We start from the raw sequence: 15820 nt of genomic DNA, 5'->3' as shown, positions 1-15820 counted from the left end.
CGTGTCTGAAAAACCGGCCACGGTGAAGTGCTTGGTCTGGGACCTGGACAACACCCTCTTGCAGGGCACCCTGCTCGCGCACAGCACCATCGCGTTCATCGACGACCAGCCCGCCGAGCGCGCCGAGGTCACCTTCCATCTGCCGGACGTCCGGTGTTACGAGGCGGACCAGCTGCTCACCCTGACGGAGCTGCCGGAATTCAGCCCCGAGACGGTCACCGTCGATTCCCGGCGGCGCCGCCAGATGTATCAGGCGGGATTCCAGCGGGAAGCCGAACACTTCGGCCCGCACGGCGCGATCGGTGTGATGCTGCTCGAGACCCGGCCCGATGTCTGGAACCTCAAGCTGCTGGGCACGTCTGCCGGGTGGTCTCGTTCGGAGCGGGCGCGGCGATCCTCAACTGGCTGATCGACGAGGCGGCCCAGGCCGGTACGCACCTGGTGGCGGACTTCCGGCGCACGGACCGCAACCGCATGATGGAGATCGCCTACCGGTTCGCCGGCTTCACCGCCGACCCGTGTGCCTGTGGGGCCGGGCTGCCCGAGCCGGGCGCGCCGGAGATCGAGCGGCTGCACCTGGTGCCCGAGCGGCGCGAGGCGCACCCCACCCTCACGCTCACCGCTCCGGCCCTCGCCGCGGACCATGTGGCGGCAAGGGCCTGAACGAGGCGCTCGGCTTCAGAGCTTGCGCAGCACGGGTGATGCCGTCGGCATACCGGCGGTAGTTCGTCTTGTCGGCGTCGATGAACACGAAATCGAATGCGCCTGCGCCGTCTTCGGCGAGCAGCCCGGAAAGCGTTTCACCCGCGTCGCCGATACGGACGTCAATACGGTCAGCGACATCCGCCTTGGTCCAGTACTCGGCGGCGATGTCGGGCCATTTGCTGGTGATATCGCAGGTGACCAGCCGCCCGTCCGACGGGATCGCGCGGGCCATGCACAGGGTGCTGTATCCGGTGAACGTCCCGATCTCCAGTACGTTACGGGCGCCGATCAGGCCGACCAGAAACGCCAGGAACTGGCCCTCTTCGGCCATGACCTGCATGGCATGCCCCATGGGCAGTTCACCGGTGAGTTCCCGGAGGTCACGCAGAATGTCGTCTTCCCGCAGCGATACCTCGCGCACGTAGGACAGAATTTCCGACGAGGATTCGGCTTGATTCGCCACGCCCTCAAAATATTACCGGACCTCAGGACAACGCAAGGCAGGCGAATTACTGAGCATAGGGCGGAAAAGCGGCGGCCAGTTCCCTGACTTCCGCGCGCAGCCCGCGCGTCCTGGGCGCGGATTCCTCCTCGCGCAGGGCGATCGTCAGCAGCGCGCCGATGCGTTCCATCTCGCCCTCCCCCATGCCCTGCGTCGTGACCGCGGCGCTGCCCAGCCGCAATCCCCGGACACAGCCGCCGGGTTCGGTGGCGGAGGCCAGGGCACAGGTGTCCAGGATGATCCCGGCGGCCGCGCAACGGGCCTTCGCGTCACGCCCGTCGAGCCCCAGCGGGGACACATCGACGGTGATCATGTGGGTGTCGGTGCCTCCGGTGGCCACCGTCAGCCCCTCCGCCGCCAGCCCGTCGGCGAGGGTGCGTGCGTTGGCGACGACCTGCCGGGCGTACGCGGCGAACGCGGGCGTGGCGGCCTCGCCGAACGCCACCGCCTTGGCCGCCACGGTGTGCATCTGGGCGCCGCCCTGGGTGAAGGGGAACACGGCCCGGTCGACCCGCTCGGCCAGGTCCGCGCCGCACAGCAGCATGCCGCCGCGCGGCCCGCGCAGCACCTTGTGCGTGGTGGCGCACACCACGTCCGCGTACGGCACCGGGCTCGGCGCCGCCTTCCCGGCCACCAGGCCGATCGGGTGCGCGGCGTCGGCGACCAGATACGCGCCCACCTCGTCGGCGACGGCCCGGAAGGCGGCGTAGTCCAGATGACGGGGGTACGAGATCGAACCGCACACGATCGCCTTCGGGCGGTGGGCGAGCGCCAGCTCGCGCAGCCGGTCGTAGTCGATCAGCCCGGTGGCCGGGTCGACGCCGTAGCCGATGAAGTGGAACCAGCGGCCGGAGAAGTTCGCCGGGGAGCCATGGGTGAGGTGGCCGCCGTGCGGCAGCGCCATCGCCAGCACCGTGTCGCCGGGCCGCAGCAGCGCGGCGTACGCGGCGAGCACCGCGGAGGAGCCCGAATGCGGCTGCACATTGGCGTGGCCCGCGCCGAACAGCGCCGTCGCCCGGCCCTGGGCCACCCGCTCGGCGACGTCGACCTGCTCGCAGCCGCCGTGGTGGCGGGCCCCGGGATAGCCCTCCGCGTACTTGTTGGCCAGCGGCGAGGCCAGCGCGGCCAGCACGGCCCGCGAGGTGTGGTTCTCCGCTGCGATCAGCTGGAGACCGCCCCGGACGCGCTCCAGCTCGCTCATGATGATCCCGGCCAGCTCGGGGTCCTGCCGGGCCAGCTCGCCGAAGTCGGGCCCCCAGGGGACCGCGCTGACGGCCATCGCGTGCTCACATTCGTCGGGGCGTCACCCCCAATGTAGGCCCGCACCGGCGGTCACGCGCGACGGAACTACGCCGGGGCCGGGACCCCCGTCAGAGCGGTGACGACCGGGTCCAGCGCCTGGTTGATCTCGTCGCCGATGGAGCGGAAGAAGGTGATGGGCGCCCCGTACGGGTCGTGCACCTCGTCCGCCTCCTCGTTCGGCGCCAGCAGCCAGCCGCGCAGCGCGGCCGCCGCCTGGACCAGGGAGCGGGCGCGCTCGACCACGCCGCCCGCCTCCTCCGGGTCGGGCAGCGTCGCGGGGTCTATGGCCCGTACCAGCCGGGTGAACTCCTTGAGCGTGAAGGTGCGCAGCCCCGCCGAGTGGCCCATCGAGATGACCTGGGCCCGGTGGTCGCGGGTCGCGGTCAGCACGAGGTCGGCGCGGATGACGTGCTCGTCCAGCAGCTCCCGGCCGAGGAAGCCGTCCGGGTCGGCGCCGAAGTCGGTCAGGACGGTGGCGGCGTGCGCCTCCATCGGCGCGCCCTCATGGCCCCAGGTGCCGGCGCTCTCCACGATCAGCCCGCTGGTGCGGGCGGTGCCGAGCCGGTGGGTGAGGGCGTGCCGGGTCAGCCGCTCGGTGATCGGCGAGCGGCAGACGTTGCCGGTGCTGACGTGGAGGATGCGGAACGAGGTCTCGGCGTGCTTCGCCCGGTGTTCCGCTATGCCACGGCCCGTCTCCGGGGCTGTCAATTCGCCACCTCGAGGTCGGGTACGACCTCACGGAGCTGCTCGGCGGTCAGCGCGCCCGCCCGCAGCAGCACCGGGACCTTGCCGGTGACGTCGACGATGGAGGAGGGCACCGCCGCCGGGGTCGGGCCGCCGTCGAGGTAGACCGAGACGGAGTCGCCCAGCATGTCCTGGGCGGCGTCGCAGTCCTGCGGGGACGGGTGTCCGGTGAGGTTGGCGCTGGAGACCGCCATCGGGCCGAAGTCGGTCAGCAGCTCGATCGCGACCGGGTGCAGCGGCATCCGTACCGCCACGGTGCCCCGGGTCTCGCCCAGGTCCCAGGTCAGCGACGGCTGGTGCCGGGTGACGAGGGTGAGCGCGCCGGGCCAGAAGGCGTCGACCAGTTCCCAGGCCATCTCGGAGAAGTCGGTGACCAGGCCGTGCAGGGTGTTCGGGGAGCCGACCAGGACGGGGGTGGGCATGTTGCGGCCCCGGCCCTTGGCCTCCAGCAGATCGCCGACCGCCTCCGCGTTGAAGGCGTCCGCACCGATGCCGTAGACGGTGTCGGTGGGCAGCACGACCAGTTCGCCGCGGCGGACGGCGGACGCGGCCTCGCGCAGGCCGGTCTTGCGGTCGGTCGCGTCCCCGCAGTCGTATCGCCGTGCCATTATCGGTCCTCCTCGTACGTGGCCAGTGTGTGGTGCGGTGCCGCGGTCACGGCATGGCCTTCCGCGCGGTGGCGAATCGGGGCCGTTTGTTCAGGTCGGGGTGGTCGGCGGCGTCCGCCCAGCCACGCTCCTCCGTGAAGATCCACGGCACCTGGCCGCCCTGGGTGTCTGCGTGCTCGATGACGACGACGCCGCCCGGGCGCAGCAGCCGGTGGGCCGTGCGCTCCAGGCCGCGGATCACATCGAGGCCGTCCTCACCGGAGAAGAGCGCGAGCTGGGGGTCGTGGTCGCGCGCCTCCGGCGCCACGTACTCCCACTCGGTCAGCGGGATGTACGGGGGGTTGCTGATGACGAGGTCCACCTGCCCGTCCAGCTCGGGCAGGGCCGTCAACGCGTCTCCTCGCTGGAGAACGACGCGGGACCCCTCGACGTTCTTGCGGGCCCACTGCAGGGCGCCCTCGTCCAGCTCGACGGCGTGCACCCGGGAGCGGGGCACCTCCTGGGCGAGGGCCAGGGCGATGGCTCCGGAGCCGGTGCACAGGTCGACGATGAGGGGTTCGACGACGTCCATGGCCCGGACCGCGTCTATGGCCCAGCCGACGACCGACTCGGTCTCCGGGCGGGGGACGAAGACGCCGGGGCCGACCTGGAGCTCCAGGTAGCGGAAGAAGGCCCGGCCGGTGATGTGCTGCAGGGGTTCGCGGGCCTCGCGGCGGGCGACCGCCTCCCAGTAGCGGGCGTCGAAGTCGGCGTCGGGGACGCCGTGCAGCTCACCCCGCTTGACGCCGTGCACGAAGGCGGCCAGCTCCTCCGCGTCGAAGCGCGGGGAGGGCACGCCCGCGTCGGCCAGCCGCTGGGTGGCCTGGGCCACCTCGGCGAGCAGCACATTCACTGAATTTTCCTCCAGCCGGTCCGTAGTTGCGAAGAGGAAGTCCTACTGCGCCGCGGCGAGCTTCGCCGCCGCGTCGGCGTCGACGCACGCCTGGATGACGGGCGCCAGCTCCCCGTCGAGCACCTGATCCAGGTTGTACGCCTTGAAACCGACCCGGTGGTCCGAAATACGGTTTTCCGGGAAGTTGTACGTACGGATGCGCTCGGAGCGGTCGACGGTGCGGACCTGGCTGCGGCGCGCGTCCGACGCCTCCCGCTCGGCCTCCTCCTGGGCGGCGGCCAGCAGCCGCGAGCGCAGGATGCGCAGCGCCTGCTCCTTGTTCTGGAGCTGGCTCTTCTCGTTCTGGCAGGAGACGACGATGCCGGTGGGCAGGTGGGTGATGCGCACCGCGGAGTCGGTGGTGTTCACCGACTGGCCGCCGGGGCCCGAGGAGCGGTAGACGTCGATCCGCAGGTCGTTGGGGCCGATCTCGACCTCGACCTCCTCGGCCTCGGGCGTGACCAGCACACCGGCCGCGGAGGTGTGGATGCGGCCCTGGGACTCGGTCGCGGGCACGCGCTGCACCCGGTGCACCCCGCCCTCGTACTTCAGCCGGGCCCACACGCCCTGGCCGGGCTCGATGGTGCCCTTGGCCTTCACGGCCACCTGGACGTCCTTGTAGCCGCCGAGGTCGGACTCGTTGGCGTCGATGATCTCGGTCTTCCAGCCGATCCGCTCGGCGTACCGCAGATACATCCGCAGCAGGTCGCCGGCGAACAGCGCGGACTCCTCGCCGCCCTCGCCCGCCTTGACCTCGAGGATGACGTCCTTGTCGTCGCTGGGGTCGCGCGGGACCAGCAGCAGCCGCAAGCGGTCGGTCAGCTCCGCGCGGCGCAGCTCCAGCTCCTTGACCTCGTCGGCGAAGTCCGGGTCGTCCTGGGCCAGCTCCTGGGCCGTCTCGATGTCGTCCCCGGCCTGCTTCCAGTCGCGGTAGGTGCCGATGATCGGCGTCAGCTCGGCGTAGCGCTTGTTGAGCCGCTTCGCCTCGCGCTGGTCGGCGTGGACCGCGGGGTCGGCGAGCCGCTTTTCGAGGTCGGCGTGTTCGCCGATCAGTTCCTCGACCGCCTCGAACATGAGGGCTCCCTGGGTGGGTCTGCGTGGACGCGGGGGGTACGGGCCGGACGCGACGGCCGACGGGCCGGTCGACGGGCCGCGTGACGGACCGGGCGACGGGTCGGCCGACGCAAAACGCCGGTCCGGTCGCCCCTGCGCGGGGGCGACCGAGGACCGGCGCCGTGCGGGTCGCTACTTCTTGGCGGACCCGGCGTTCTTGCCGAAGCGGGCCTCGAACCGCGCCACACGGCCACCGGTGTCGAGGATCTTCTGCTTGCCCGTGTAGAACGGGTGGCACTCGGAGCAGATGTCGGCACGGACGGTGCCGCCGCTCATGGTGCTGCGGGTGGTGAAGGACGCGCCACAGGTGCAGCTGACCTGGGTCTCGACGTACTCGGGGTGGATGTCGCGCTTCAAGGGATTCTCCTGGTTCCTCGGGAGGGCTCCGGGTCGACGGGCGGGTTTGCACGTCGTGAACCGGGGCCGACGATCCAGTTTGCCAGCACTGGCCGCATCCCCCAAAACCGGGGGTGGGGCCGGGATATTCCCGGCCCCGTCCGACATCCGCCGCGCGGTCCTACTTGACCACCTTGCCGGCGTCGTTCGCGTCGCCCGCGGAGCCCTTGGTGGCGGCCGCCGGGATGGGCCGGTCCGCGCGCAGCGCCTTCCAGATCAGCTTGGTCTTCGACTCCATGGGCAGCACCCGGGCCGGGTCGTTCGGGTCGTACTGGACGGGCAGCGTGGTCATCTTCATGTTGCCCGAGCCGATGCCCTGGAGGCTCTTGGCGAAGCCCGACAGCTTGTTGACCGAGGCCAGCTCCGAGTCGGTGGTGAGCGCCTTGGTGGAGGTGTTCGCCAGGTCGTACAGCTTCTTCGGGTTGCCGAAGAGGTCGACGTGCTTGATCTGGTCCAGGAGCGCCTTGACGAACGCCTGCTGGAGCTTGATCCGGCCGAGGTCGCTGCCGTCGCCGACGCCGTGCCGGGTCCGTACCAGGCCCAGCGACTGCTCGCCGTTGAGGGTGTGCGGGCCCGCGTCCAGGTCCAGGTGGCTCTTGGGGTCGTGGATCGGCTGGGTGGTGGTGATGTCGACGCCACCGAGGTCGTCGATCAGCTGCTGGAAGCCGGCGAAGTCGACCTCGAGGAAGTGGTCCATGCGTATGCCGCTCATGGCCTCGACGGTCTTGATGGTGCAGGCCGGGCCGCCCGCCTCGTAGGCGCTGTTGAACATCGCCTCCTGGACGGCGGGGGTCTGCTTGCCGTCCTTGAGGCACGAGGGGCGGTGGACGAGCGTGTCGCGCGGGACGCTGATCACGCTGGCCTTCTTACGGCCCTTGTAGACGTGGACGATCATCGCGGTGTCGGAGCGCTGACCGCCCTCGTCCTTGCCGTACTTGGCGTTCTTCCCGGCCCGGGAGTCGGAGCCGAGGACGAGGATGTCCATGGAGCCGTTGTCGACGTTCTTGGGGCGGTCCGATCCCAGGGCCGCGTTGACGTCGACGCCGGTGAGGTTGCCGTTGAGCTTGTAGTAGAGGTACCCGGCCCCGGCGCCGCCGAGGACCAGGACGGAGGCGACCGACAGGACGGTGATGTGCGTGGCCCTGCGGCGGGCGCTGGGCCGTTTGCGGCGGCGGCCGGAGGGGCGGCTGGAGGCGCCTCCGCGGGCTCGGTGGCGGCCCGGGTTCACCGGCGTGCTCTGCTGGTCGTCAGCCATGTGCTCCTCAGTCCTCGTATCCCGGGTACCCCCTGCCGTCACGGTCAGGCGTGGCGTCGCGGATTCGACCTGACAGATGACAGGCCGAGCGCCAGGGTTGCATACGGAGTTCGGCTCGTTTTCATCTGGGCCGACCGGGGCGCCCTTCGTCCCGTTCGTCCGCCTTACCGCTCTCACCTGCGCTTTCGCAGGTGATAAGGGCATCGAGACCGTTCCGCGACTGTCCCTTTTGGTGTGGTTCACCTCTCACAAAAAACCGAGGCCTCCCCGCGCTGCGGGAAGGCCTCGGATGACGGAGCGTGATCGGCCCCGGGGAGATCCGTGAGCGGTCAGTCGCCGTTGTTGCCCGGAGTGGGCGTGGTCTTGGCGATCTGCATCAGGAACTCGGCGTTCGACTTCGTCTGCTTCATCTTGTCGAGCAGCAGCTCGATCGCCTGCTGCGAGTCGAGCGCGTGCAGCACCCGGCGCAGCTTCCAGACGATGTTCAGCTCCTCCGGCGCCAGCAGGATCTCTTCCTTACGGGTGCTCGACGGGTCGACGTCGACCGCCGGGAAGATGCGCTTGTCGGCGAGCTTCCGGTCGAGCTTGAGCTCCATGTTGCCGGTGCCCTTGAACTCCTCGAAGATCACCTCGTCCATGCGCGAGCCGGTCTCGACCAGCGCGGTGGCCAGGATGGTCAGCGAGCCGCCGTCCTCGATGTTCCGCGCGGCACCGAAGAACTTCTTCGGCGGGTACAGCGCGGTCGAGTCGACACCACCGGACAGGATGCGGCCGGAGGCGGGCGCCGCCAGGTTGTACGCGCGGCCCAGACGGGTGATGGAGTCCAGCAGCACGACCACGTCGTGGCCCAGCTCCACCAGCCGCTTGGCCCGCTCGATCGCCAGCTCGGCGACGGTGGTGTGGTCCTCGGCGGGACGGTCGAAGGTCGAGGAGATGACCTCGCCCTTGACCGAGCGCTGCATGTCGGTGACCTCTTCCGGCCGCTCGTCGACGAGGACGACCATCAGATGGCACTCGGGGCTGTTGCGGGTGATCGCGTTGGCGATCGCCTGCATGATCATGGTCTTACCGGTCTTCGGCGGGGCCACGATCAGACCGCGCTGGCCCTTGCCGATCGGCGCGACCAGGTCGATGATCCGGGTCGTCAGGCCCCCGGCCTCGCTCTCCAGCCGCAGCCGGTCCTGCGGGTAAAGCGGCGTCAGCTTGCCGAACTCGGGCCGCCCACGGCCGGTTTCGGGCGCCATACCGTTGACCGAGTCGAGGCGCACCAGCGCGTTGAACTTCTCGCGGCGCTCGCCCTCGCGCGGCTGGCGGACCGCACCGGTGACGTGGTCGCCCTTGCGCAGACCGTTCTTGCGGACCTGGGCGAGCGAGACGTACACGTCGTTCGGGCCCGGCAGGTAGCCGGAGGTCCGGATGAACGCGTAGTTGTCGAGGATGTCGAGGATGCCCGCGACCGGGATCAGGACGTCGTCCTCGGAGACCTGCGGCTCGTTGCCGAAGTCGTCACGGCCCCGGCGGCCACGGCGGTCGCGGTAGCGGCCGCGGCGCCCGCGGCGCCCGCCCTCGAAGTCGTCGTCCCCGTCGTCGGAGCGCTGCTGACCCTGGCCGCGCCCGTCGCGCTGCTGACGGCCGCCACCGCCCTGCTGGCCGTCGTCGCCCTTGCCGCCGCGGCCGCGGTCACGCTGGCCGCCGCGCTCACGGCGGTCGCCCTTCTGGCCGCGCTCCTGGCGGTCCTGACGGTCGCCGCCCTTGGCGCCCTTGCCCTCGGCGGAGTCCGCCGCCGCGTCGCCCTTGGCCTCGGAGCGGGCCGAGGTGTCGGTCCGGGTCTCCGTGCGGGTGTCGACCGCGGTGGCCGTGCCCCCCGCCTCGGCGGTGGCGGTGGCGGGCGCGGTCGCCCGGCGGCGACGGCGCTCACCGGCCGGCTGCTCGTCGGCGGCCGGCTCCCCGGACTGGCCCGGGATGTCGATCTGCGCCTGCGCCGCGGCCTTGTCCGCCTTGCCGCCCTTGGCGGCCCTGCCGGACTTCTCGGCATCGGCGGCCTGGTCGGCCTTGTCGGCCTTCCCTGCCTTCTCCTGCTTACCCGCGTCCGCGCTGTCGTCGCCCGTACGGGCCTTGGAGGTCGCACGGCGCTTCGGCTTGGTCACCCCCTCGGCGGCGGACGGGGCGGCCTCGGAGCCCTGGGCTCCGCCGCCGGATGCGGCCTGCTTCTCCTTGATGACCTCGATCAGCTGGCTCTTGCGCATCCGCGCGGTGCCCTTGATGCCCAGGCCCGAGGCGAGCTGCTGCAGCTCCGCCAAGACCATGGCGTCAAGGCCGGTGCCCGAGCGGCGTCGCCGCGGGGCAGTGCCAGTGGCAGCACCGGTGGCAGGCGCGGAAGCGTCCGTGGCGGGCGCGGCGGCATTGCCGACACCGCTGTCGGAGGTGCCGGAGGCGTTCACGCCCATCAGATCGGTGGTGTCGCTCACGAAGGGTCCTTCCCTGGAGCGGGCGTCGGCCTGTCTGGCTCGGCGACCGGTTGTGCTGTCCGGCTGTGGTCCTTCCGTTACGGACCGGGCCGGGGCGGTGGTCCGCCGGTACGGCGGAGAGAACATTCATGGTTCCGACGCGACGGAGTGTTCACTCGAATCCGCCACGCCGATTCCGGTGCGTGCACGACACTGCTCAGGCAGGCTGCTCAGGCAGTGTGGGAGGCTCCCGGAAGAAGGGTGGTCCCGGATGGGGACACTGAGCACTGCGCCTCCGCTTACATCCAAGAGGCTTCAAGTGCAGACTTGAGGTTAACACTACCGGATCCAACAAACATTCCCCCTCTCCAACCGGCAATCGAGTTGTGCGGGGCCCGGGGGGCGCCCCGGGCGGCTGGTCAGCTGAGCGGCAGGACGCTCGCCCCCCCGGCGTCGAGAGCCAGCCGGTTGGCCGCCCACCCCTCGCCCGCCAGCCGTGCGACCTTGTCGGCCGCACCGTCCTCGACCAGCGCGAGCACCGTGGGGCCCGCGCCGGAGACGACCGCGGGGACGCCGTCCGCACGCAGTCGGTGCACCAGGCTCACGCTGTCGGGCATCGCCGGAGCGCGGTATTCCTGGTGGAGCCGGTCCTCCGTCGCCGCGAGCAGCAGCTCCGGACGCCTGGTCAGGGCCTCCACGAGCAGGGCCGCCCGCCCCGCGTTGACGGCCGCGTCCACATGCGGAACGGTGCGCGGCAGCAGTCCGCGTGCGGTCTCCGTGAGCACCGGCTTCCCGGGCACGAAGACCACCGGAACGATGGAATCGGCAGGGTCCATCCTGATCGCCCGGGCGGCTCCCGCGTCCGTCCAGGCGAGGGTGAAGCCGCCGAGCAGACAGGCGGCCACGTTGTCGGGGTGGCCCTCGATCTCGGTGGCCAGCTCCACCAGCGCCTCGTCGTCGAGCTTCTCGGCGCCGCCTATCGTCACGGCGCGCGCGGCGGTGATACCGGCGCAGATGGCGGCGGAGGAGGAGCCGAGCCCGCGGCCGTGCGGAATGCGGTTGGCGCAGACCACCTCGAGGCCGCGCGGCTGCCCGCCCAGCAGGTCGAAGGCGGTACGGAGGGACCGTACGAGCAGATGGCTCTCGTCGCGCGGCAGGCTCTCGGCGCCCTCGCCCGCGATGTCGACGTGCAGACCGGAGTCGGCCACCCGGACCACCACGTCGTCGTAGAGCCCCAGGGCGAGACCGAAGGCGTCATAGCCGGGACCGAGATTGGCGCTCGAGGCGGGGACGCGCACTCGGACGGCGGCGGCGCGGAACGCTGGACCGGCCATCGCTCGATGACTCTCCTTGTGTGACGTGAGATTGCTCGAAGAGGTACGGAACACCGCGGGGGCCACCGTGACGGGACGGCGACGCCATGAACGCTCTGCGTCGGGGCGGATTCAGTACAGCCTATCGAAGGAAGGTTCTGTGGCGACATAGGGCGCACGGGAGGCGCACGATGCGTGTCGCACTCCCTGTCGTCGACCGGGTCCACTCTACTGGAGGGTTCCCCATGCCCTCATCGTTCCCGCGCATCTCGTCCACCACTCGAGTGGATCTTGAGATCACCCCACGGAGGGGAGGCGGCAGAAAGCGGGCACACGCCCCCTGACGTGGGCCGCAGCCGGGATCGCGGACCTCAAGGCGCGGACCCCGCACCCCTCCGCTCCGGGCCCGCACGGCCCCTCACGCGGAGATCCACGGGCCGGGCCGGGGACGCCGAAGACGGCACCCCGGCCCGCCGCGCGTGCTACGCCAGCCCGAGCCGTACGGCCGCCGCGTCGGCGTCCACCGGCACGATGACCGGCTGCGGGGCGCCCGCGACCGCCCAGTCGGGGTCCTTCAGTCCGTTGCCGGTCACCGTGCACACGATGCGCTGGCCCGGGTCGACCTTGCCCTGCTCGGCCGCCTTCAGCAGCCCGGCCACGCTCGCCGCGGAGGCGGGCTCGACGAAGACGCCCTCCTGGGAGGCGAGCATCCGGTAGGCGGCGAGGATCTGACGGTCGGTCACCTCGTCGATGAACCCGCCCGACTCGTCCCGCGCCCGCTCGGCCTGCGTCCAGGACGCCGGGTTGCCGATCCGGATCGCGGTGGCGATGGTGGCCGGCTCCTTGACCGGCTCGCCGCGCACGATCGGGGCCGAGCCCGCCGCCTGGAAGCCCCACATCCGGGGGGTACGGGAGGCCGGGCCGCCCTCGGCCGCGTACTCCTGGTAGCCGCGCCAGTAGGCGGTGATGTTGCCCGCGTTCCCGACCGGCAGGACGTGGATGTCGGGCGCGTCGCCGAGCATGTCCACGATCTCGAAGGCCGCGGTCTTCTGCCCCTCGATACGGGCCGGGTTGACCGAATTGACCAGCGCCACCGGGTACTTCTCGGACAGGCCGCGCGCGAGCGTCAGGCAGTCGTCGAAGTTGCCGTCGACCTGGAGGATCTTCGCGCCGTGCACCAGCGCCTGGCCCATCTTGCCCAGCGCGATCTTGCCCTGCGGGACCAGCACCGCGCAGACCATCCCGGCCCGTACCGCGTACGCCGCGGCCGAGGCCGAGGTGTTTCCGGTGGAGGCGCAGATGACGGCCTTCGCGCCGGCCTCCTTGGCCGCGCTGATCGCCATCGTCATGCCGCGGTCCTTGAAGGACCCGGTGGGGTTGGCGCCCTCGACCTTGAGGTGGACCTCGCAGCCGGTGCGCTCGGAGAGCACCTGCGCGGGTACCAGCGGCGTCCCGCCCTCGCGGAGGGTGACGACGGGGCTCGTCTCGCCGACCGGGAGGCGGTCGCGGTACTCCTCGATGATGCCGCGCCAGCCGTGCCACTGGCGGGTGCCGGACGTGCGAGGCCCGGCGTCAGCAATTGCGTTCATGATTTCCCTTTTTCTCCGCTCGCCCTCTACTCGGCCTCTGCTCCGCCTCTGTGGGCCCGGCCTGCTGGTTCGGCCTGCTCGGCCCGGCCCGCTGCCGGCCCGGCCCGCTATTCGCCCTCGACCCGCATGATGCTCGCGACATCACGGACGGTGTCGAGCCGGCGCAGTGTCTCGACGGTCGCCGAGAGCGCGGCATCGCTCGCGCGGTGGGTCACGACGACGAGGGACGCCTCGCCGTCCTTCCCCTGCTGGCGGACCGTATCGATCGACACGCCGTGCTCGGCGAAGACTGTCGCGACCTGAGCGAGAACACCCGGTTTGTCGGCGACATCGAGGCTGATGTGGTAGCGCGTGACGACCTGCCCCATGGGGCTCACGGGCAGCCGGCTGTACGCCGACTCGCCCGGCCCGGTGGTGGCACCCAGCTTGTTGCGGCACGCCGCGACCAGGTCCCCGAGGACGGCCGAGGCGGTCGGCGAACCGCCCGCGCCCGGCCCGTAGAACATCAGCTGACCCGCGGCGTCGGCCTCCACGAAGACCGCGTTGTACGCCTCGCGGACCGAGGCCAGCGGATGGGCCAGCGGAATCATCGCCGGGTGCACCCGCGCGGTCACCGACCGGCCGTCGGCGGCCCGCTCGCAGATCGCCAGCAGCTTGACGGTGCACCCCATGCGCTTGGCGGAGGCGATGTCGGCGGCGGTCACCTCGGTGATGCCCTCACGGTGCACATCGTCGAGGGTGACCCGGGTGTGGAAGGCGATCCCGGCCAGGATCGCGGCCTTGGCGGCGGCGTCGAAGCCCTCCACGTCGGCGGTCGGGTCGGCCTCGGCGTACCCGAGGGCGGTGGCCTCGTCCAGCGCCTCGGAATACCCGGCTCCGCTGCTGTCCATCCGGTCGAGGATGAAGTTCGTGGTGCCGTTGACGATGCCGAGGACGCGGTTGATGTTGTCGCCGGCCAGCGACTCGCGCAGCGGCCGCACCAGCGGGATCGCGCCCGCGACGGCCGCCTCGTAGTAGAGGTCCGTGCCGCGCTCCTGGGCGGCGGCGTGCAGCGCCGCGCCGTCCTTGGCGACCAGCGCCTTGTTGGCCGACACCACGCTCGCGCCGTGCTCGAAGGCGGTGGTGATCAGCGTACGGGCGGGCTCGATCCCGCCGATGACCTCGACGACCACGTCGATGTCCCCGCGCTTGACCAGGGCGGTCGCGTCGGTGGTCACCAACTCGGCCGGTACGCCCTCGCGGACCCGCCCTGGGCGGCGCACCGCGATCCCGGCCAGCTCGACGGGAGCGCCGATGCGCGCCGCGAGGTCGTCCGCGTGCGTCGTCATGATGCGCGTCACCTCTGAGCCGACGACTCCACAGCCCAGCAGCGCCACTTTCAGCGGACGCGTACGCATCATCCGACCTCGCTTCTCATCCATCTAGGTGGTGCACCAGTCTCATGCACTGGACGGGGTTTCCAGGCCCCGGGTCCAGTATCCGAGATTTATTTCTCGGCGATCGATCTACGCCGACCGATCCCGCTAACCGACGTCGAGCCGCAGAAGATCCTCCTCCGTCTCCCGGCGGACGATCTCCCGCGCCTCACCACCCCGGACGGCGACGACCGGCGGACGCAGCGCGTGGTTGTAGTTGCTGGCCATCGAGCGGCAGTACGCACCCGTCGCCGGGACGGCGATCAGGTCCCCGGGCGCCAGGTCGGCGGGCAGAAAGGCGTCCCGCACGACGATGTCGCCGGACTCGCAGTGCTTGCCGACGACCCGGGACACCATCGGCTCGGCCGTGGACGAACGGGAGACCAACGCCACCGAGTACTCCGCATCGTAGAGCGCCGTACGGATGTTGTCGGACATGCCCCCATCGACGCTGACGTACGTCCGCAGTCCCGGCAGCTCCTTGACCGTACCCACTTCGTACAGCGTGAACGCCGTCGGCCCGACGATCGCCCGCCCCGGCTCGACGGACAGCCGCGGCACCGCGAGCCCCGCCGCCTCGCATTCACGGTGGACGATCTCCCGCAACGCCTTCGCGATGTCCTCCGGCTCCCTCGGATCGTCGTCCGGCGTGTACGCGATGCCGAGGCCGCCGCCGAGGTCGATCTCGGGCAGCTCCACCCCGTGCTCGTCCCGGACCTCCTTGAGCAGCCCCACGACGCGGTGCGCGGCGACCTCGAAGCCGGAGGTGTCGAAGATCTGCGACCCGATGTGCGAGTGCACGCCGATCAGCTCGAGCCCGTCGAGCTTCAGCGCCCGCCGCACCGCCTCGGCCGCCTGCCCGCCCGCGAGCGGAATGCCGAACTTCTGGTCCTCGTGGGCGGTCGCGATGAACTCGTGCGTATGGGCCTCGACGCCGACCGTGACCCGGATCTGCACCTTCTGCCGCGTGCCCAGCCGCTGCGCGATGTGCGCGACGCGGACGATCTCCTGAAAGGAATCGAGCACGATGCGCCCGACGCCCGCGCTCACGGCCCTTTCGATCTCCCTGCCGCTCTTGTTGTTCCCATGCAGCGCGATCCGCTCCGCGGGCATCCCGGCGGCGAGCGCGGTGGCCAGCTCCCCCTCGGAGCAGACGTCGAGGTTCAGCCCCTCCTCGTGCAGCCAGCGCACCACGGCGCGGCAGAGGAACGCCTTCCCGGCGTAGAACACGTCCGCGTCCTCCCCGAACGCCTCCCGCCAGGCCCGGCAGCGGGCGCGGAAGTCGTCCTCGTCGAGGAAGTACGCGGGCGTCCCGAACCGCTCGGCGAGCGTGGCGACGTCGATCCCGCCGACGCTCACCACTCCTTCGTCATTCCTGGTGACCGTGCGGGACCAGACCCGGGCATCGAGCTGATTGAGATCGGCGGGCGGCGCGGCGTAGTGCCCCTCGGGCAGAACATCGGCGTGACGGGGCCCGGCGGGGTGGGCGGAACGGCTCAT

At 71.1% G+C, this 15820-nt stretch carries 13 protein-coding genes and 1 pseudogene; 1 reads left to right on the top strand and 13 read right to left on the bottom strand.

The features are described 5' to 3' along the window. Position 1: 1 nt before the first annotated feature. A pseudogene (locus tag ABZ562_RS10420) lies at positions 2–663 on the top strand (hypothetical protein). Here ABZ562_RS10420 and ABZ562_RS10415 read toward each other — a convergent pair. From ABZ562_RS10415 to lysA, 13 genes are all read right to left on the bottom strand, one after another. Further along, positions 617–1168 carry a class I SAM-dependent methyltransferase gene (locus ABZ562_RS10415; RefSeq protein ID WP_361476294.1) on the bottom strand — a complete coding sequence of 184 codons (552 nt, stop codon included), beginning with the start codon at positions 1166–1168 and terminating at the stop codon, positions 617–619. The pseudogene ABZ562_RS10420 and the gene ABZ562_RS10415 sit on opposite strands and share 47 nt — an antisense overlap. 46 nt (positions 1169–1214) lie before the next feature. After that, entirely contained in the window at positions 1215–2486 is a 1272-nt protein-coding gene (gene glyA, locus ABZ562_RS10410; protein ID WP_361476292.1) for a serine hydroxymethyltransferase, read from the bottom strand. Between the two features lie 68 nt (positions 2487–2554). After that, positions 2555–3217, bottom strand: a complete 663-nt coding sequence (locus ABZ562_RS10405) for a low molecular weight phosphatase family protein (RefSeq protein WP_009715055.1) — start codon at positions 3215–3217, stop codon at positions 2555–2557. After that, positions 3214–3861 carry an L-threonylcarbamoyladenylate synthase gene (locus ABZ562_RS10400; RefSeq protein WP_055547725.1) on the bottom strand — a complete coding sequence of 216 codons (648 nt, stop codon included), beginning with the start codon at positions 3859–3861 and terminating at the stop codon, positions 3214–3216. Before ABZ562_RS10400 ends, ABZ562_RS10405 begins: the two co-directional genes overlap by 4 nt. 46 nt (positions 3862–3907) lie before the next feature. Beyond that, complete coding sequence (prmC, locus tag ABZ562_RS10395) at positions 3908–4753, bottom strand: peptide chain release factor N(5)-glutamine methyltransferase (RefSeq protein WP_055547728.1); 846 nt, start codon at positions 4751–4753, stop codon at positions 3908–3910. Positions 4754–4795: 42 nt separating this feature from the next. Then, positions 4796–5866, bottom strand: a complete 1071-nt coding sequence (gene prfA, locus ABZ562_RS10390) for a peptide chain release factor 1 (protein ID WP_361476289.1) — start codon at positions 5864–5866, stop codon at positions 4796–4798. 171 nt (positions 5867–6037) lie between these two features. Then, positions 6038–6262 carry a 50S ribosomal protein L31 gene (gene rpmE, locus ABZ562_RS10385; protein WP_055547732.1) on the bottom strand — a complete coding sequence of 75 codons (225 nt, stop codon included), beginning with the start codon at positions 6260–6262 and terminating at the stop codon, positions 6038–6040. A gap of 160 nt (positions 6263–6422) precedes the next feature. Next, on the bottom strand, positions 6423–7556 hold the full coding sequence (locus ABZ562_RS10380) for an LCP family protein (RefSeq protein WP_361476286.1): 1134 nt from the start codon (positions 7554–7556) through the stop codon (positions 6423–6425). A 329-nt stretch (positions 7557–7885) separates the two neighbouring features. Beyond that, the gene (rho, locus tag ABZ562_RS10375; RefSeq protein ID WP_361476284.1) at positions 7886–10024 is read right to left on the bottom strand and encodes a transcription termination factor Rho; all 2139 of its coding nucleotides are present in this window, start codon (positions 10022–10024) and stop codon (positions 7886–7888) included. Between the two features lie 398 nt (positions 10025–10422). Then, positions 10423–11337 (bottom strand): homoserine kinase, encoded by a 915-nt coding sequence (gene thrB / locus ABZ562_RS10370; RefSeq protein ID WP_361476282.1) that lies wholly within the window; start codon positions 11335–11337, stop codon positions 10423–10425. 461 nt (positions 11338–11798) lie between these two features. Further along, positions 11799–12905, bottom strand: coding sequence for a threonine synthase (gene thrC, locus ABZ562_RS10365; protein ID WP_361476280.1), 1107 nt, complete (start codon positions 12903–12905; stop codon positions 11799–11801). Between the two features lie 107 nt (positions 12906–13012). Continuing rightward, the gene (locus tag ABZ562_RS10360) at positions 13013–14305 is read right to left on the bottom strand and encodes a homoserine dehydrogenase (protein ID WP_361476278.1); all 1293 of its coding nucleotides are present in this window, start codon (positions 14303–14305) and stop codon (positions 13013–13015) included. A gap of 123 nt (positions 14306–14428) precedes the next feature. Continuing rightward, complete coding sequence (gene lysA / locus ABZ562_RS10355; protein WP_361476276.1) at positions 14429–15820, bottom strand: diaminopimelate decarboxylase; 1392 nt, start codon at positions 15818–15820, stop codon at positions 14429–14431.

The organism is Streptomyces sp. NPDC019937 (assembly GCF_040631655.1).
Lineage (GTDB): Bacteria > Actinomycetota > Actinomycetes > Streptomycetales > Streptomycetaceae > Streptomyces.
The sequence above is the reverse complement of the archived record's forward strand: the minus strand, read 5'-3'. Positions and strand labels throughout refer to the sequence as shown.